We start from the raw sequence: 17,428 nt of genomic DNA, 5'->3' as shown, positions 1-17,428 counted from the left end.
CTCTCCGCAAAGTACCTGATCGCTTCGAAGCCAATACACCACTTTGTGGGGATTAAAATCATGTGGTGAAACGTATGGTAAAAGGAGGTAGAATGATAGTATCGTTATCGCCATGTGGATTACATAAGAAATCGATTCAATTTATATGTTGAGGAGGATATCGTAATGACGCAGAACAGAGCAGTATTTGTTGGATCGTATGCGCCGAAGGAAGAAGAGGGCATTCATTTTTTTCAATTCGATCAAGCAGAGGGTCGTCTGAAGCGTGTGGGTGGCGTTGCAGGTGTGGCGAATCCATCGTTCTTAACCGTAGATGCTCCTCGCAACCGCGTGTATGCTGTGAGTGAGACAGGTGATGGGGCTGTCGTGTCTTTGCGTTATGATCTGGAGCAGGGCACGATGGAAGAAGTGAACAGACAGTCTACCCTAGGGGCAGATCCTTGTTACGTCGTAGTGGATGCATCGGGAGACTATCTCTTGCTCGTGAACTATTCTTCGGGCAGCATTTGCGTCTATCCAATCACAGTAGAGGGCGCGATCGGCTCAATGTCTGACCAAGTACAGCATGTCGGAAATGGCGTTCGAGCAGATCGTCAAGAAACCCCGCATCCGCATTCCATTAAGCAGATACCAGGCACGTCATATTTCCTTGTAGCGGATCTTGGTCTGGATCAAGTGGTTACGTATGAATTAACGTCCGAGGGCAAATTAATCGAGCGTTCAATCGCGCACGTTACACCAGGCTCTGGACCGCGTCATTTGGATTTCCATCCGGAGGCGCCTTATGTCTATGTCATCTATGAATTGACATCAGAAGTCGAAGTATTCGAGATAGATCGGGAGCAAGGCAAATTAACAGCTGTACAGAAGTTGTCGACGCTGGCTCCAGACTTCCAAGGGGAGAGCTACTGCGCTGAAATTACCGTCTCCGCTTCGGGCAACGTTGTGTATGGATCGAACCGCGGAGAAGATAGTCTTGCCGTGTTCACCGTTCAACACCCGAGTGAATTGAAGTATGCGGGTCTCATAGCGACGGAAGGGAACTTCCCGCGTCATTTCACGCTTGTGCCAGACGCGCCGTATATTCTGGCAGCGAATCAGAATTCGGATTCGATGCTCGTGATTCGATTGAATCCAGAAGGATTGCCAGAAGCAACAACGGATCGTGTAGAAGTGACTAAACCGGTCTGCCTGCAAGTCCTCTAATATTTCCTGATATAAAACGCCCGTTCTTCTTCCATTGGGGGAAGAAGACGGGCGTTTTGGCGTGTGCACGTTTTAGAATTGACAGGGTGAAGCTGGAAGATTATCATTTTGGTATTGATATTAATTATCATTATCACTATTAGCGTTATCTCGAATCATATCGCTAGTGCTTCATTCGCTGAAGGAGGATCTTCCATTGCACATCCCAACTGAAATTTTAGATAAATATATGATTACCCATCAGGACACCTCTCCTGCGATCGCAACCTTCGAACTGCGTCAGCTCACAGAACGCGAAGGTGCGCTGGCATTTCTAAACGCGTATGCCCCGGAGCTGAAGGCACTCTCACTTGATGTGGCGGCGACGTATTTCACGGCACAATTCGCCCGGATGTTCGCGGCTTTTCATTATGCAATCTGGCGCTACGGGATTCATCTAGATCTGTCGATGAACCTCATGAGCGTTCACATCGTAGCGCATCCGGATGGATATATTACGCTGAAGTTTGATCTGAAATCGATTCAAGGGACGACGGTACCGCTTGCGAATCGATCACTTCTCGTCACGTCGCTAATGACCTCCTTTTACAGTGAGCAGGTTCGCCCGATTCTCCAATCCTTAGCCTCCGCGGCAGGGATTAGTGTTGGAGCGCTATGGGGGATCATTCCGACGTATTTCGAATATTATTACGAACAATGGCTGGAAGAGCCGATCGATGAAGTGCAGCGAATCCATCTGGCCGAAGATATGGATGTGCTGCATCATCAGCTGTCTCCGACAGTGTTCGGACGCGTGAAGAACCCATTCCAAGTGAAGTTCCGTTACATGGATAGTCCCTATGAACCGGGGGAAAAAATGCGGCTGAAGAGTGCATGCTGTCTGGCGTACAAGACGGAGGGCGGCACGTATTGCTTAAGCTGTCCTCGATTGTCTGAAGCGGATCGGGCACAGATGGTAGCAGCTTATCAGACGAAGCAAAAGTAAATGAACCGAAAGGTCAAGTCTGCCTATGCGCACTATTTTCGAGTATACTGGGAAAGTGTCTTTTTGTAGACCGCGAAGGTGACGCGTAGGAAAGAGGGAGACCGAATGATCAATCTAACCAATATCGAAATTCAAGATCTTGTTATTCATAAAGTAGGCAATAAATCGAAGGACGAAGGTGTCGTCATCGCGAAGGAGCTGACCGTCATTGATAATGACGAGCTTCGTGCTGCGCTATTGAAGTATTTTCTTGCTTCGTTTAAGTTTGATGCGACGTATCGGTTCCATCACGAGGCGGACTTGGCATTGAATGAAGTGTACACATTTGCGAACGCGATTTTCCAAGATAGTACGACATTTTATGACCAATCGGTGCATATGTTAAGGCATTTGTACGAACAGTCTTCGCATCCGCAGATTAAGTCGGGTGAGCTGTATGTCGTGCATTTCAACAATATTCTCTACGATAATTTCAAAGTCGATGCCGTGGGCATTTTCAAATCTGAGCATAAGGATGAATTCCTCAAGATCGATGAGCGGGATTCGTCTGCATTTGAGCTTCAATACGAGCAAGGCGTGAACATCAAAAAATTGGACAAGGGATGCATTATTTTCAATTACCAAGCATCTTCAGGGTTCCATGTGAGTCTGGTCGACTTATCGAATAAGGGGAGTCAGAACGAGGCAGTCTATTGGAGGGATGACTTCCTGCAGGTCAGGGATTTGGTGGACGAGCACTATATGACCGATCAGTATATCCGGATGTGCTCGGACTTCTATGACGATGTCGTCGCAACGACGAATGATCAGTTCGAGAAGAAGGAGAAGCTGGTTTTCCTGAACGAGACGATTCAGCATTTTGCGAGCAATGAGCAGTTCACGCAGGATGTATTCTACGAGGAAGTCATTCGCGATCAGGGTTATATCGATATGTTCAAGACCTACAAGGAAACGTACGAGGAGATGAGGGAGCTGCCGTCAATGACGGACTTCAACATCTCACAGTCCGCGCTCCGGAAGGTCAAACGCCAGTTCAAGAACGACATTAAGCTCGACACGAACATTGAGATCAAGGTCAACAATGAAAGCTTCGACTATCTGGAGAAAGGGTACGACGAAGAACGGAAAATGTACTTCTATAAAGTCTTCTTCAATAACGAAGCCTAGGCTAAATGTACTCACGAAGAATAATTTCATATGTAAAAACAAGTCGCTATATTTTTGTTTGCAACTCAACAAACATCATTGTATAATGAGAAACGGAATTCATGTAATTTATATCACATTCATACACAACTGGAGGAATATATGATGTCAACAACAACATCTGTAGATTTCATGCAAGTGGTGACGGATCGCCACTCCGTTAAAAAATATGATCCATCGTTCAAAATTTCCAAGGAAGAGCTTGTTGAGCTAATTGAGACAGCTACGAAAGCACCATCCGCTTGGAACTTGCAGCATTGGAAATTCGTTGTAATCGACGAGCAAGCACAGAAGGAGAAATTGCTTCCAATCGCTTACGGACAAGAGCAAGTGGTTCAAGCTTCGGCTGTTATCGCGGTATTAGGCGACCTTGAAGCGAACAAAAATGCAGAGCCGATCTTCGGTGGTGCGGTTAAAGCAGGTCAATTGCCGCAAGCAGTGAAGGACTCGCTTGTTGGTCAAATCGAAGGCGCTTATAAGAGCCCGCAAGTGGCTCGCGATTCCGCGGTTCTTAATGCATCCCTTGCAGCTATGCAATTGATGCTTGCTGCAAAAGCAAAAGGCTACGATACTTGCCCAATGGGTGGTTACAATGCAACGCAATTCGCGGAGCAATTCAACGTACCTAGCCGTTACATTCCAATCATGTTGATCTCTGTCGGTAAAGCAGCGCAAGAAGGCCGTCCGAGCCACCGCTTCCCAGCACAAGAGACCATTGTCTGGAACCAATTCTAAGATTGAATCGAATAACACGAACCTTCCAAGGTTCGATATGAACGAATCCCTAGGTGCTTATGCGACTAGGGATTTTTGATGTGCGACATGAAGCTATGCACAACTTGCCAGCGCAAGGCATGGTGCGAAATAACATCCAAAAAGCAGTTAAATCGCACGCAGGAGAGCGTTTCGCCCGAAATAACATCCAAAAGGCAGTTAAATCGCACGTATTCAGCACAGTATAATCGTCAAGTCGCCGCACGCTTATGTGACACACTGCCAGCGCAAGGATCGCCATGCCATGCGGAGTGCGGCGACGCCGAGCCAAATTGCTGCTATCCAACTGGTATAGACAATGATCGTCGTTTCCTGCTGTCCCACCCCAATCGCGATGAGTCCCCAGACGATCGGAAGCAAGTAGAACGGATCGTGATGACGGTAGGCTACCCACAGGGCGATTAACGAAGCGAGGATGAGCAGTATGACCGACCATGTGAGCTGGGATAACCCCGCAATTTCCTGCTGCTCTCCGTAGGTATGGGTAAGGAAGACGGAGAGGTTCGTAAGTGATGCCACCGTCACCCAGCCAAGGTAGATACTGAACGGAACGGAGAGCAGCCAATAGGCTGCTCCATCCCGGACGGGCGGTCCTGGTACTCGGGTTCGTGAATAGATGGCGATCAAGGAGATCAGTAGCCCCAGCATGATGAAGAGGGTGGACTCGATATATTGATAATGCCACAGCAGGAGCCATGTGGAATTCATGGCACAGCTTACGATGAACCATCCGCCGATCCGCTGTATCTCCGGTCGAGCCCGGCCAGCAGGCAGCAGCTGATAGATGACGAACAGCAAGAGCGCGGTGTAGATCAATCCCCAGATCATGAATGCGTAAGAAGCGGGTGTTAACCGGGAGGGGTACATCGCCGAGATTTCTCCCGTCGTGTACCCGCCAATCGGCAGCCTTTCTGCCAGCACATTGATGATCAATACCAGCGCGAATGCGATAACATTCCCCACAGCGAATACGATTGTATGGCGCACAACATGTCCTCCTTTATAAGGCATAAGTTCTGCTTGTCTCATTCCATTCTACGTCTTGTCTTCCCACAATATGCGAACCTCTCAAAAGGATAAACCACACACTAACACACATGAAAAACACATCTTTACATAATCTTCATGTGTATTTGATGCCCCTTTGACACGAATCCCTTACAGTGAGCTTGTGAATTGGAGGGGTGTTTATGTCATTAAGTGCATTAGAACGCAAGGAATATATCGTGAACAAAATTCATCTGGAAGGCAAAATTCGCAGTGACGAGCTTGTGGATACGCTTCAGGTCTCATTCGAAACGGTACGTCGGACACTTGAGGAGCTCGAGAAGGAAAATAAGCTTAAACGGGTCTATGGCGGGGCGGTGAAGCTGACCTTGGGCCGGATGGAACCGGGCGTTGCACTACGTGAGCATTTATTTGCCCCCGAGAAAGAAAAGATCGGTCGTGCCTGTGCTGGGCTCGTGCAGGATTATGACGTGATATTTATCGATGATGGTACGACGACGCTGCAAATGATCCATTATTTGACCAATGTGAAGCATTTGAAGGTCATTACGAATGCACTGCCTGCACTGCAGCTGCTTCAGCAGTATAAGAACCGCGGCATGCTAGACGCTGAGATTTTGTTGCTTGGCGGGGTAGTGAACACGGAGCAGGATCGAGTGACAGGGGTATTGGCGGAGCAAATGCTCGAGTATTTTCAGGCGAACAAAGCATTTATCTCCATTGACGGGATTCAACTGAAGAAGGGCATTACAGGATATGATGCCGAGCGCGGCTCCTTAATGCGGAAGTTCATCGAGCGGTCGGAACAGACGATTATCGTGACAGACCATTCGAAAATCGGAGAAGTGAAAATGTATAAAATCGCGGATTTGCGCGAAGTTGACATCGTCATCTGTGATATTGATCTACCCGAAGCATGGGCGAAGACGCTTGAGGAATACGATACGAGCTGGATCCGAGCGAAATAGGTAGCATGATCGATAAATAACACGAGATGGTTGAGGGGAGCGATAGGGATGGAGCAAAAGCATACACGAATGGGCGGCTATACGGCTGTAATCGCTGAGATGGGGGTTGAAGCGCTGCGGCCATGGGGCAGTCATATTGCTCAGATGGGGCGTGTGGAGGATGTGAACGAGGCATCGCTTGGCATGGTGATGATGCGGGCGCAGGAATCGGTACAACATCAAGTATTCAATGCAGGGGAAATTCTGATTTCGGAAGCGACGCTGACGGTTGATGGCGTTGTTGGATATGGCGCAGTCATGGGGAATGCCCTGGAGAAGGTGCGGATTGTCGCAATGCTTGACGCGGTGCATCACAACATGGAGCTGAAATGGAATGATTTCCGGGAGCAGTTCCGCATCTGGATTGCGAAGCAGGAGAAGGAGCTGCTGGAGCGTCGTCAGGCGGATTTCGCATTAATAGAGCGGACGAAGGTTGATTTTCAATTGATGGATACCGAAGAGGAGGAGGAAGCATGAGTGTGGGTGTGAAGTCAATGGAGCGTGTGCATGCAGTTCAGCAAGTGTATCGTCAGGTACTGGATGCCATGTCGAGACCGGGCAAAATTGTGCAGATTGAAGCACCGTCCTTCGTTCGTCGTGAAGCTGCGGATGCGTACATTGTTGCGCTAGGGATGATGTTGCTCGATCAATCGGTGTCCTATGAGGTTATTGGAGATATGTCGCTGGCAGAGCAGCTTCAGTTATATACCTTATCGCGCAGACAGGAACTGCAGGCGTGTGATTATGTGTTCCTCACCACCACCGATGCTGCTGCACAGGCGAGTGTCGATATTGCGTCTTGCAAAAGAGGGACGTTTACCTTCCCGGATGAGAGTGCAACGATCATCTGCCGCGTGCATGAGTTAGGCGCAGGTTCGGAAGGGCGTAAGGGAAGTGTGAAGCTGACGATGCGGGGTCCGGGCATTGCTGAGGAGCAGCAGCTATCGATTGATGGTCTCGCAGGAAGTCTAGTATCCGGATGGCAGGCCAGTAATGCCGAGTTCCCGCTAGGGATCGATTGGATCTTCGTCGATGAGATGGGACGCGTGGCTTGTGTGCCGCGCAGCACGAAATTCAGTTGGGAGGTGGCGTAGATGGCTTATGTAGCAGTCAAAGGCGGAAGCCATGCGATTCATGAAGCAGAGAAGCTGTTGAAGTACATCCCGTGGAAGGAAGGCGGAGCACCGCTGGAGGTGCAGCAGATTCGCAAAGGGATGCGGCTCGCTGTCGATCGTGTCATGTCCGAAGGTTCCTTATATGATCCCGATCTCGCTGCGCTCGCACTCAAGCAGGCTGAAGGGGATGTGCTGGAAGCCTCGTTCCTGCTGCGGGCATTCCGCTCGACGCTGGTGCGAAATTTCTATACGCTGCCGATCCAGACCGAGAATATGGATGTGATTCGTCGTATCTCGGCAACATTCAAGGAAGTACCCGGCGGACAGTATCTCGGGCCTACCCGTGACTATACGAAGCGGCTGCTCGATATGAGCCGGATGGATGAAGATCCATCCGAGATTATGAAGTATGTAACGAATTATTTGTCCAAGAGCTTAACAGAGGCCGTGCAGGAGGAATTATCGGGGAACGGAGAGAGCGAGCTGCCGGTTTTCCCACGTGTCATTGAGTTATTGCGTGCTGAAGGGTTATTGGCTGCTGGAGAACCGCAAGACGAGGAGGCGGTCATCGATGATATTACCCGTCATGCGATCAGCTTCCCGGCTTCACGATCAGCAAGATTGCAGACGATGGCGCGTGGAGAGAGCGGGGCTCTGATGGCTTTTGCATATTCCAGCGTACGCGGTTACGGGGATGTCCATCCGACGATTGGAGAGTTGCGCGTTGGGTATGTGCCAGTAGAGATTGAACATCCGTTCTATCCTGGCGAGACGATGACCATTGGTCGTGTGCTCGTCACCGAATCGGAGATGGTTGTACGTGTACACGCGGAGAATCACCGCGAAGCTGCGGGTCGTGCGCAATTCGCGGTTGGTTATGGATTATGCTTCGGTCATAACGAAGATAAGGCCATTTCGATGAGCATTCTGGATCAGACGATGCAGCAGCAAAATGCGGATTCGCCGGCACAAGACGAGGAATTCGTCCTGTATCATATCGACGGCATTGAATCTTCAGGCTTTATCTCTCATTTCAAATTACCTCACTATGTCGATTTCCAAGCTGAACTTCAGCGCGTTCGTTCTATTAACGAGAAGGGTGATCGAAGCGCAGATGGAGAGCGTGAACAAGAGAAGGAGGTGACGCCACATGGAAGCCTATAATTACGCATTTCTTGATGAGCTGACGAAGCGGGAGCTCAGACGGAAGACCTTGAAAGCTGTTGCTATTCCAGGCTATCAAGTGCCGTTCGGTTCGCGTGAGATGCCGATTGCCCGCGGCTGGGGGACAGGTGGATTGCAAGTGACGTTGTCTGTCATCGGGCCCGAAGATACGGTCAAGGTCATTGACCAAGGCAGCGATGACAGCGTCAATGCGTGCAACTTGCGAGAATTGATCTGCCAGATGTGCGACGTCACTCCGACGACCGATTCGCTCGAAGCAAGTCTTATTCAGACGCGGCATCGCATTCCGGAAGAGAAGCTGCGCGAGGATCAAATCTTGATTTTCCAAGTGCCATTGCCGGAAGTGCTGCGAACCGTCGAGCCGAGTGAGCAGGAGACGCGCCGTATGCATGCGGAGCGGGATTACAGTAGAATGTGGCTTCATTTGTACGAGGACATTGTAAAGTATGGTGAGATTCGGATTTCCTATGATTATCCGGTCATGGTGAACAGTCATTATTTGTGCGATCCGTCGCCGATCCCAAGGTTCGATGTGCCGAAGCTGCATCAAGCCGACAACTTGTTTTTGTTCGGTGCGGGACGGGAAAAACGGATTTACGCGATTCCGCCATATACCAATGTCACGCCGCTTCAGTTCGAGGATATTCCATTTGAGGTGGAGCAATTCGATCAGCCATGTGCGAAATGCGGAAGTACGCATACGTATTTGGAAGAGTCGTATGATGCGGTAACGGGAGCGAAGCAGGTTGCTTGCTCGGATACGAGCTATTGTGATAAACGTCAGCGGCAAGCGGCCGGCGAGTCTGTAGAGATCGGGGGGATCTGGGATGGAACCAATCCTGCAAATTTCGAATTTGAGTAAACAATACGGGGCAGGTTGTCCTTCATGTATAGAGCTTACAGGCCCGGAGCATCAGCGGAACGTCTGTCCGAGCTGTGGGACGGTCATTGCTTGCGCGGATATTCATCTGGAGCTGTATCCCGGAGAAGTGCTGGGGATTATCGGGGAGAGCGGTTCAGGCAAAAGTACGCTGGTCAAAACATTATATTTCGACGAGGAACCTACATCAGGGACATTTCATTTACAAGTTTATCAGGACGGGAAAGACAATCTGTTTGAGCTTAGCCGCCAGCAGAAGCGCTGGGTACGCAACCATCTGATGGGGATGGTGTATCAGAACCCGCATCTCGGTCTGCGGTTATCACATTCCAGTGGCGGCAATATTGCCGAGAAATTGCTCATGGCGGAATGGCGCCATGTCGGCGAAATTCGGGATCGGGCGAAGGATTTGCTCGGTCAGACCCAAATTCCGCTGGAACGGATGGATGATCAACCGAAATATTTCAGCGGCGGGATGCAGCAGCGGGTTCAGATCTCCAAGGCGTTAGCGAACAATCCGCCCCTCTTGCTGCTGGATGAAGTGACGACAGGGCTGGATGTATCCGTACAGGCACGAGTGCTCGATTTAATCCGGCAGATTCAGCGTGAGCTTGGGATCAGCATGATCGTCGTCTCCCATGATTTCGCGGTGATTCGCATGCTCACACAGCGTACTGTGGTGATGAAGAACGGACGCATTGTGGAGAAAGGTCTGACGGATCAAATCATGGAAGATCCGCAGCACCCGTATACCCAGACTTTAATTAACTCCATGATCTAGGAGGCGAACCCATGGACAACTTGCTCGAAATTCGCAATTTATATAAATCATTCACACTGCACGAATTCGATCAGAAACAAATTGCCGGCTGCAGCGATATTAACATGACGTTAAGGTCCGGTGAATTTATTGGGATTACAGGGAAGAGCGGAGCCGGGAAATCGACTATTCTGAAGTGCATTTATCGCACGTATATCCCGACGCAAGGCGAGATCTGGTACAACTCGTTGTCGTATGGCTTGGTGGATCTGGCGAAAGCAACTGAGCGGCAGGTTCTTGATATTAGGCATCAAGAGATCGGCTACGTCTCGCAATTTCTAAAACTCTTGCCACGGGTGACCGCATTCGAAGCGGTTATTGAGGTGCTGGTGATGAATGGGAAGTCGCAGGATGAGGCGGTGGACGAAGCGGCAGAGATGCTCAGACATTTTGAGCTTAGGGAATCGCTCTGGCATGCTTACCCGAATACATTCAGCGGTGGAGAGAAGTTGCGCCTCAATCTCGCCCGCGCGATGGTGAAGCGTCCGCGGTTCTTACTCCTTGACGAACCGACGGCATCGCTTGATCACGTCTCGAAGGCCTTTGTTCGCGATAAGATTATGGAGCTTAAGGGAATGGGTACGAGTATGATCGGGATTTTTCATGATTTGGATTTCATGGAATCGGTCGTGGATAAGGAATTCAATATGGTGGGCGGACTGCTCGTCGGAGGTGTAGGTGCGGAATGTTAACAACGATCATAACGAATGCCCAAATGATACTGCCAGATGACATTGCGAAGGGACACCTTGTTATTCAAGACGGCTTGATTAAGGAAGTGATTCGTGCAGATGCGTCGGAAGCGTTCGAGCTCCCTGCTGCTATGGCGGGGGAGTCATACGTCATCGTTGATGCGCAAGGGATGTACGTCATGCCGGGCATGATTGAGCTGCATTGTGATTCGATTGAGAAGGAGATTTCACCGCGTCCGAGCAGTATTTTCCCGCTGGAGCTCGCCATGGCGAGCTTGGAGAAGAAAATGGCGGGCTACGGGATTACGACACTATTCCATTCGATCTGCTCTTCCGACGGCACGACGGTACGAAATGATGAGATGGTTGCCCGTATTATTCGTTATGTAGGCCGTAAACGCCATGCCTCTTCGATGATCAGGCATCGGATTCATTATCGGTATGAGATCACGAATGTCGCGGGAATTCAGCAAGTCCATGATCTGATCTCGGAGCAACAGATTGATTTCTTGTCCCTGATGGATCATACCCCAGGGCAAGGTCAATACGGGAATTGGGAGTCCTACCGCAAATATCTCGCTGCTTATGAGCAGATTACAGAAGATGAGGCAGAGACATTCCTCAATCAATTGGTCGAGTTCAAGCAGAATGTCGATTGGGATGCGCTTCAGAACCTGGCTGACTACGCCATTTCGCAAGGGGTCCAGATGGCTTCGCATGATGACGATACGACCGCGAAGGTAGATTACATGCATCGTCTTGGGGCTGTCATCAGTGAGTTCCCCGTGAAGCTGGAGGCTGCGAAGTATGCGGCGGAACAAGGCATGTACGTCAGTATCGGCGCGCCGAACATCGTTCGCGGAGGTTCTCACAATAACAACATGAAGGCAATGGATGCGGTTGAAGCAGGGGCTGCGTATATCCTGTGCTCCGATTATTTCCCGGCTGCGCTGCTTCCGTCGGTATTTAAGATTGCAGAGACGACTGGCAATCTAGCAGAGGCTGTGAAGATGGTGACCTATTACCCGGCACAGTCACTTGGAATAGAGGATTCCTACGGTTCAATCGCAGTGGGCCGTACGGCAGATTTGCTGCTCGTAGAGGAAGCCGGCGGATATCCTGTTGTGCGTAAGACATGGGTGGGCGGTACCCTGGTTCATGAAGCGAATTATGCATGGGAGGCTGTAACTGATGATCGATTTGCATTGTCATACGAGAATCTCGGATAACTCCATGACGATCGAGGAAGTGATCGGGCTCGCGCACAAGAACGGGGTAGAGGTGCTGTCCATCAATGACCATGATACGACGCTGGGTCTTGCGCATGCGCAACGCGTTGGGCAGGAACAGGGTGTTCAGATTATTCCGGGTATCGAAATATCCGGGTATGACTTCGAACGAAGCCGCCGTGTGCATATTCTAGGCTTCCATGTGAAGCCGGGACATAGAGCAATTTCCGCATTGTGCGATCCTTTGATTGCACGGCGTCAGGCTGCTTCCCGCCAGATGGTGGAGCAGCTGATCGAAGCGGGCTACGGCATCACGTGGGAGCAGGTCGAGCGTTATGCAGAGGGCGGTACAGGGGTCTACAAGCAGCATATTATGCATGCGCTGTTCGATCAGGGGTATACGACTTCGATTTATGGCGAGCTGTACCGTACATTATTCGCACGCGGCGGGAATGGGACAGCACCAGGCGCAGCGTATATTCCGCTGGCGTATCTCGATGCCCGCGATGCCGTTCATGCGATTCGTGAGGCGGGCGGCGTTCCAGTTCTTGCCCATCCGCATCAGTATGACAACTGGGATATGCTCCCTGCACTCCTCGATGCAGGGCTTGCCGGCATCGAAGTGCGGCACCCGACACATGGTGAGGGCGAAGAGAAGAAGGCGATGGAGATTGCAGAGCGCTATGGCTTGATCCCGACAGGGGGCAGTGACTTTCATGGCTTCTACGGTGAGACCGATAAGTTCACCATTGGCAGCAAGAACCCAGGAATGCATAGCGTGGAACGTCTTGCAGCCTATGCCGGCGAATATTTATAAAACCTTAAAATGACGTTGATCTTGTCTTGATCATTACCCTTTATATTGAATATGTAAGCAAGAAGCAAACGCCGACATTCATTATGGGAACATAGAAAAGGGGATATCGAATCATGAAAAACTCGTTCAAATGGGCCATGACGCTCATGCTCTGTATCGGATTATTGGCAGGATGTGCCCAAGGTGGCGGTTCGACGGCGGAGGTAGCTGCAGAGGGAGATAAACCAGCAGAGACAAAAGCAGCTGATTCTGGTGAATTAACCATCTACACAGCTATGGAAGATGATCAAATTCAAGCCTATTTGGCATCATACAAGGAGCAGTATCCGAATGTGAAGCTGAACATCGTACGCGACTCAACGGGCGTTATTACTTCCAAATTAGTCGCGGAGAAAGATAATCCGCAAGCAGACGTGATCTGGGGTCTAGCTGCAACGAGCTTGCTCGTGCTCGATCAGAAGGGAATGCTAGAAGGCTATTCACCAAAAGGTGTAGAGCGTGTAGCGCCAGAATTCAAGGATACAGCGAACCCGACCAAATGGGTAGGGATCGATGCATGGGAAACGGCGATCATTGCGAATACAGCTGAGCTAGAGAAGCGTAAACTACCGGTTCCGAAATCGTATGCGGACTTGATCAAACCAGAATATAAAGGGCTTATCGTCATGCCGAATCCTTCTTCGTCCGGTACAGGATATTTGACAGTGAATGCGTTCTTGCAATTGATGGGTGCAGATGAAGCGTGGAAATACATGGACAAATTGAATGACAACATGTTGATGTATGTACATTCCGGTTCGAAGCCAGCGAAAATGGCAGGAACAGGTGAAGCTGTCATCGGATTGTCCTTCGGATACCGTGGTATTCAAGAGAAGCAAAAAGGTGCCCCAGTTGAAGTCGTATTCCCGTCTGAAGGTTCTGGCTGGGATCTAGAAGCCAATGCACTTGTGAAGAAGGATAACATCAAGCCAGAAGCGCAAGCATTCCTGGACTGGGCGATCAGCGATGCGCCAATGAAAGAGTACAACAAGAACTATGCGATTCTGAGTATCAAGCAAGAAGGGGCATCCATTCCTGAAGGCTATGCGCAAGATCCGCTCAAGCAATTGATCAAGAACGACCTGATCAAAGCTGCTGTAGATCGTGACGGCATTCTTGCTGAGTGGGATAAGCGTTACGCAAGCAAATCCGAGCCAAAGAGCTAATATCGATAAATCCACAAAAAGCTCTCCCTAAGGGGGAGCTTTTTGTGTTGAAAGATTGCATGAGAGGTTTATTGGAGTCTTCTTATCTCACTCTCCTTTGTCTGCTGCATGTTTACTGAAGCTGAGGTTAGACTACAGTTATCTACGCAATGGGGTGAAACGATGTCGCCAGCGAAAATTTTACTCGTCGAAGATGAACCGAATGTCGCGCAGTTTATTCAGTTGGAACTTCGGCACGAAGGATATGAGGTAACGGTTGCTGCAGACGGAGAGCAGGCGCTTGCGTTGTTTCATCAGGCAGACTGGAGCTTGATTCTCTTGGATTGGATGCTTCCGAAGCTGGATGGGCTCGAGGTCTGCCGCAGGATTCGCAGAACGAGTGAAGTTCCGATCATTTTACTAACAGCAAGGGACTATATCGGAGATAAAATTGCCGGATTAGATACAGGGGCAGATGACTACATAACCAAGCCTTTTGAAATCGAGGAGTTACTCGCGAGAGTACGCACCAACATACGGCGTAATCATCGAGAAATGAATCGATCCTCTACGGATGTGCTTCAAGTGGAAGATTTGGTCATCGATATTCGAAAACGGCAGGTTACGAGAGCAGAAGAACGAATCGAGCTCACGCAGCGGGAGTTCGAGCTGCTTCATTTCTTAATGCAGCATCAAGGTGAGGTTATCAGCCGAGAACGCTTATTGTCAGCGGTATGGGGTTACGATTTTGCAGGGGAGACCAATGTTGTGGATGTCTATATTCGATATCTTCGCAATAAAGTCGATCGCAAGCATATCCCCAAATTAATTCATACCATTCGAGGTGTTGGATATGTCATACGTTCTGGCTAAGGATGACAGATGATGAAGCAGATGAAAGAAGCAGTCAATACGTTAATGTTTCGCTTTACTGCTTGGTATGTGGTGAGCCTTCTGGCGATTATTCTATTTATCGGTCTATGCATTATGGGAGCTGTAAGCTATTTTCTAGTCCAGGATACGAAGAATGAACTGATGGCTGTAGAACAAAAAATAACGAATGGTATCGAGGAAACGGTCGATGATTGGCAAGAGATGCTGGATGAGGTTCTCTATCCGGACCACGCGAATTACAATGTGGAGATCAAAAATTCCAAAGGGGTTACGGTAGCACATTCTCGGGGGTGGGAAGTGACTACGGATGGTCATGGTCAAGAAACGGTCGAATTAACTTGGATTGGCCCCCTCCAATGGGATGCGACGCAGGGCTTATTTTTCTACGACAATATCGTCCATCACAGTAATGGACATGCGATGACGATTCATATCCGGGTGCAGATGAACAATATTGTGCATTTACTAGGGGTTATTGTTAGAGTCTTAAGTATCACAGGAATTTTCAGTATGATCATTGGATCCTTGTTAATTTATCATCTTACACGGAGAAACATGCGTCCTTTATTTGCAATTATGCATGCCATGCAAGGAATGAGCGACGTCACGGATATGAAGCTGCGTATTCCTGTCCCGCAAACCCCGAAGGAGCTCTCAGACTTAGCGAAGACGATCAATTATTTGTTAGATCGACTCGAAGATCAATTCGAACGGGAGAAAAGCTTCGTCTCGAACGCTTCTCATGAGCTGCGAACCCCGCTTACAGCTTTTCGAGGTAATGTACAGCTGATTCAGCGCTGGGGCAAACAAAATCCTCAGGTCTTGGAACAATCCATTCAAGCGCTCGATCAAGAAAGTAAACGCATGCAGCGTCTGATCAATCAATTATTAACGTTAGCGCGTACCGGCAATATCACAATGAAACAAGATAAAGTGAATTTAGGCAGCACGGTTCAAGGCGCAATTCGGCAATTATGGCGTCAAGATATGAACATATCCCTGAAGGAAACATTAGATCCATATGTATTTGTACTGGGAGATGAGGAGCAGCTTCGACAGGTGGCGATCATTCTTTTTGAGAATGCTATACGCTACACGCCTGCAGGAGGATCTATAGATATTCGCGTCGGCAAAAGTAAAGAGGAAGTGTTCTTCGCCGTAGCGGATTCAGGGATCGGCATTCCAGAAGGGGATCAGGACAAAATTTTTGACCGGTTCTATCGGGTGGATAAAGCGCGCTCGAGAGAAACGGGCGGGACGGGATTGGGGTTATCCATTGCCAAAGAGTTGGTTCAGAAACATGGAGGCAAGATCACTGTGACCAGCATACTGGGGAGGGGAAGTACTTTTCGGGTTGCATTGCCTGTCTATGCAGCCAATGTTAAGGAGGAAGGTATTCACTAGCATACCCGTGTAAAAGGAGCCGCGAACGGCTCCCTTCGAGCATTGGCATTTACCACGATACCAACTTATTCATTCTCGTTTTGTTGATTGTGGTACCGGTATCCGTGTCTGTGCTTCGTCTTTTTATACGGATGGGACGGGGACTGCTCTGTTGGATCCGGTTTCGTTGTCGGTTGGACGTTGGTACCTTGATCAGGACTTGTTGTATTTGTTGGATCCACGGCTTGTCCATTGTCAGGTAGTACGCGACGGATGGTGTTGATCCGAGATTCCCATGAGCTTAGGCTAGTAATTGTCACGCCAGGTTTGCCATACGTATGAAGTAGCTGCCCATTTCCGATATAGATAGCCACATGATGAATAGGGTTGTAGAAGAAGACGAGATCCCCTGGTTTCAATTGATCCCGTGATACATATGTCCCCACCCGGGATTGTTGTCTCGAATCACGCGGAAGGGAAATTCCATTTTGTTTGAAGACATACTGTGTGAATGAAGAGCAGTCAAATGTACTTGTTACGCCGGACTTCGAACCGAATTTATAGGGAACCCCCATGAATTGCTTGCCTGTAGCAGCGATGTTATCCGCGATGGATGTAGATGTCGATACAGGTGCAGCTTGTGCAGCATGTGCAGCTTGAGGGGGGATCAGCATACCTCCAGTGAATAATAAGGAAAGACTAAGACTTGTGCCTAGAAGCAGCTTACCGAACTTTTGTGTAGGATTCATTGTTAATTTCCTCCTCGAAATGAAATGTTGTGGTGAAGCGTCTCGATCACCTGATACCAACATAACATACAAAAAATCCCCATCATTTACCTAACTATCGGACTGATTAGGGCACACGTGGATTTCCGAGAAGTATGAGAACTCGATGAGAATATTCTCATGTTGTGTTCATTGACATGGAGGACACAGAATGCACAATAAATCCCACCTCGCTTCGTAAGGTTAGAAGCAGAGATGGGATTAGAATTCGACTATCTACCCATTCTTCTAACAAGAAGATAAAATTTAAATTTT

Annotated in this window: 17 protein-coding genes and 1 pseudogene; 16 read left to right on the top strand and 2 right to left on the bottom strand. The window is 49.1% G+C overall.

Annotation, left to right across the window (positions count from 1 at the left end; all coding sequences use genetic code 11):
- Nucleotides 1–165: 165 nt before the first annotated feature.
- From C558_RS0123580 to C558_RS0123565, 4 genes are all read left to right on the top strand, one after another.
- Nucleotides 166–1,206 (top strand): lactonase family protein, encoded by a 1,041-nt coding sequence (locus C558_RS0123580; protein WP_018758779.1) that lies wholly within the window; start codon nucleotides 166–168, stop codon nucleotides 1,204–1,206.
- A 196-nt stretch (nucleotides 1,207–1,402) separates the two neighbouring features.
- The gene (locus tag C558_RS32810) at nucleotides 1,403–2,191 is read left to right on the top strand and encodes a (2Fe-2S)-binding protein (protein ID WP_018758778.1); all 789 of its coding nucleotides are present in this window, start codon (nucleotides 1,403–1,405) and stop codon (nucleotides 2,189–2,191) included.
- A gap of 105 nt (nucleotides 2,192–2,296) precedes the next feature.
- Nucleotides 2,297–3,358 (top strand): nucleoid-associated protein, encoded by a 1,062-nt coding sequence (locus tag C558_RS0123570; protein ID WP_018758777.1) that lies wholly within the window; start codon nucleotides 2,297–2,299, stop codon nucleotides 3,356–3,358.
- Nucleotides 3,359–3,502: 144 nt separating this feature from the next.
- Nucleotides 3,503–4,132 (top strand): nitroreductase family protein, encoded by a 630-nt coding sequence (locus tag C558_RS0123565; RefSeq protein ID WP_018758776.1) that lies wholly within the window; start codon nucleotides 3,503–3,505, stop codon nucleotides 4,130–4,132.
- A gap of 246 nt (nucleotides 4,133–4,378) precedes the next feature.
- On the opposite strand, the gene C558_RS0123560 is transcribed toward C558_RS0123565, so the two are convergent.
- Nucleotides 4,379–5,158, bottom strand: coding sequence for a tryptophan-rich sensory protein (locus C558_RS0123560; RefSeq protein ID WP_018758775.1), 780 nt, complete (start codon nucleotides 5,156–5,158; stop codon nucleotides 4,379–4,381).
- A gap of 203 nt (nucleotides 5,159–5,361) precedes the next feature.
- Between C558_RS0123560 and C558_RS0123555 the strand changes: the two genes are divergently transcribed.
- The 12 genes from C558_RS0123555 to C558_RS0123500 all read left to right on the top strand — a co-directional run bounded on the left by C558_RS0123555 (nucleotide 5,362) and on the right by C558_RS0123500 (nucleotide 16,406).
- Entirely contained in the window at nucleotides 5,362–6,147 is a 786-nt protein-coding gene (locus C558_RS0123555) for a DeoR/GlpR family DNA-binding transcription regulator (protein ID WP_018758774.1), read from the top strand.
- Nucleotides 6,148–6,195: 48 nt separating this feature from the next.
- Nucleotides 6,196–6,663, top strand: coding sequence for a phosphonate C-P lyase system protein PhnG (gene phnG, locus C558_RS0123550; RefSeq protein ID WP_018758773.1), 468 nt, complete (start codon nucleotides 6,196–6,198; stop codon nucleotides 6,661–6,663).
- Complete coding sequence (phnH, locus tag C558_RS0123545; protein ID WP_018758772.1) at nucleotides 6,660–7,280, top strand: phosphonate C-P lyase system protein PhnH; 621 nt, start codon at nucleotides 6,660–6,662, stop codon at nucleotides 7,278–7,280. Before phnG ends, phnH begins: the two co-directional genes overlap by 4 nt.
- Nucleotides 7,281–8,465, top strand: coding sequence for a carbon-phosphorus lyase complex subunit PhnI (locus C558_RS0123540; RefSeq protein WP_018758771.1), 1,185 nt, complete (start codon nucleotides 7,281–7,283; stop codon nucleotides 8,463–8,465).
- Complete coding sequence (locus C558_RS0123535) at nucleotides 8,452–9,348, top strand: alpha-D-ribose 1-methylphosphonate 5-phosphate C-P-lyase PhnJ (RefSeq protein ID WP_018758770.1); 897 nt, start codon at nucleotides 8,452–8,454, stop codon at nucleotides 9,346–9,348. The genes C558_RS0123540 and C558_RS0123535 overlap by 14 nt, the downstream gene beginning before the upstream one ends.
- Complete coding sequence (locus C558_RS0123530; RefSeq protein ID WP_018758769.1) at nucleotides 9,314–10,147, top strand: ATP-binding cassette domain-containing protein; 834 nt, start codon at nucleotides 9,314–9,316, stop codon at nucleotides 10,145–10,147. The genes C558_RS0123535 and C558_RS0123530 overlap by 35 nt, the downstream gene beginning before the upstream one ends.
- 11 nt (nucleotides 10,148–10,158) lie before the next feature.
- Nucleotides 10,159–10,878, top strand: coding sequence for a phosphonate C-P lyase system protein PhnL (locus C558_RS0123525; protein WP_018758768.1), 720 nt, complete (start codon nucleotides 10,159–10,161; stop codon nucleotides 10,876–10,878).
- Nucleotides 10,872–12,107, top strand: coding sequence for a phosphonate metabolism protein PhnM (gene phnM, locus C558_RS31770; RefSeq protein ID WP_018758767.1), 1,236 nt, complete (start codon nucleotides 10,872–10,874; stop codon nucleotides 12,105–12,107). Before C558_RS0123525 ends, phnM begins: the two co-directional genes overlap by 7 nt.
- On the top strand, nucleotides 12,070–12,924 hold the full coding sequence (locus C558_RS0123515) for a PHP domain-containing protein (RefSeq protein WP_018758766.1): 855 nt from the start codon (nucleotides 12,070–12,072) through the stop codon (nucleotides 12,922–12,924). Before phnM ends, C558_RS0123515 begins: the two co-directional genes overlap by 38 nt.
- Before the next feature lie 113 nt (nucleotides 12,925–13,037).
- Nucleotides 13,038–14,129: a putative 2-aminoethylphosphonate ABC transporter substrate-binding protein gene (locus C558_RS0123510; RefSeq protein WP_018758765.1), complete on the top strand. Its 1,092-nt coding sequence runs from the start codon at nucleotides 13,038–13,040 to the stop codon at nucleotides 14,127–14,129.
- 162 nt (nucleotides 14,130–14,291) lie between these two features.
- A complete protein-coding gene (locus C558_RS0123505) occupies nucleotides 14,292–14,981 on the top strand; it encodes a response regulator transcription factor (RefSeq protein ID WP_018758764.1) in 690 nt (229 codons plus the stop codon).
- 9 nt (nucleotides 14,982–14,990) lie between these two features.
- Nucleotides 14,991–16,406, top strand: a complete 1,416-nt coding sequence (locus C558_RS0123500; protein WP_245583864.1) for a sensor histidine kinase — start codon at nucleotides 14,991–14,993, stop codon at nucleotides 16,404–16,406.
- A 239-nt stretch (nucleotides 16,407–16,645) separates the two neighbouring features.
- Here the strand turns inward: C558_RS0123500 and C558_RS34815 are convergent.
- Nucleotides 16,646–17,134 (bottom strand): annotated as a pseudogene (locus tag C558_RS34815) (C40 family peptidase); the annotation flags it as partial.
- Nucleotides 17,135–17,428 lie beyond the last annotated feature (294 nt).

The organism is Paenibacillus terrigena DSM 21567, from assembly GCF_000374845.1.
GTDB classification, from domain to species: Bacteria; Bacillota; Bacilli; order Paenibacillales; family Paenibacillaceae; genus Paenibacillus_K; species Paenibacillus_K terrigena.
This window is presented reverse-complemented; position numbering and strand designations above follow the sequence as displayed.

What these genes read in the sequence shown, in the direction of transcription:
- C558_RS0123580 (WP_018758779.1), top strand. Translation starts at nt 166, where the DNA reads ATGACGCAGAACAGAGCAGTATTTGTTGGATCGTATGCGCCGAAGGAA.
- C558_RS0123570 (WP_018758777.1), top strand. Translation starts at nt 2,297, where the DNA reads ATGATCAATCTAACCAATATCGAAATTCAAGATCTTGTTATTCATAAA.
- C558_RS0123565 (WP_018758776.1), top strand. Translation starts at nt 3,503, where the DNA reads ATGTCAACAACAACATCTGTAGATTTCATGCAAGTGGTGACGGATCGC.
- C558_RS0123555 (WP_018758774.1), top strand. Translation starts at nt 5,362, where the DNA reads ATGTCATTAAGTGCATTAGAACGCAAGGAATATATCGTGAACAAAATT.
- phnG (WP_018758773.1), top strand. Translation starts at nt 6,196, where the DNA reads ATGGAGCAAAAGCATACACGAATGGGCGGCTATACGGCTGTAATCGCT.
- phnH (WP_018758772.1), top strand. Translation starts at nt 6,660, where the DNA reads ATGAGTGTGGGTGTGAAGTCAATGGAGCGTGTGCATGCAGTTCAGCAA.
- C558_RS0123540 (WP_018758771.1), top strand. Translation starts at nt 7,281, where the DNA reads ATGGCTTATGTAGCAGTCAAAGGCGGAAGCCATGCGATTCATGAAGCA.
- C558_RS0123535 (WP_018758770.1), top strand. Translation starts at nt 8,452, where the DNA reads ATGGAAGCCTATAATTACGCATTTCTTGATGAGCTGACGAAGCGGGAG.
- C558_RS0123530 (WP_018758769.1), top strand. Translation starts at nt 9,314, where the DNA reads ATGGAACCAATCCTGCAAATTTCGAATTTGAGTAAACAATACGGGGCA.
- C558_RS0123525 (WP_018758768.1), top strand. Translation starts at nt 10,159, where the DNA reads ATGGACAACTTGCTCGAAATTCGCAATTTATATAAATCATTCACACTG.
- phnM (WP_018758767.1), top strand. Translation starts at nt 10,872, where the DNA reads ATGTTAACAACGATCATAACGAATGCCCAAATGATACTGCCAGATGAC.
- C558_RS0123515 (WP_018758766.1), top strand. Translation starts at nt 12,070, where the DNA reads ATGATCGATTTGCATTGTCATACGAGAATCTCGGATAACTCCATGACG.
- C558_RS0123510 (WP_018758765.1), top strand. Translation starts at nt 13,038, where the DNA reads ATGAAAAACTCGTTCAAATGGGCCATGACGCTCATGCTCTGTATCGGA.
- C558_RS0123505 (WP_018758764.1), top strand. Translation starts at nt 14,292, where the DNA reads ATGTCGCCAGCGAAAATTTTACTCGTCGAAGATGAACCGAATGTCGCG.
- C558_RS0123500 (WP_245583864.1), top strand. Translation starts at nt 14,991, where the DNA reads ATGATGAAGCAGATGAAAGAAGCAGTCAATACGTTAATGTTTCGCTTT.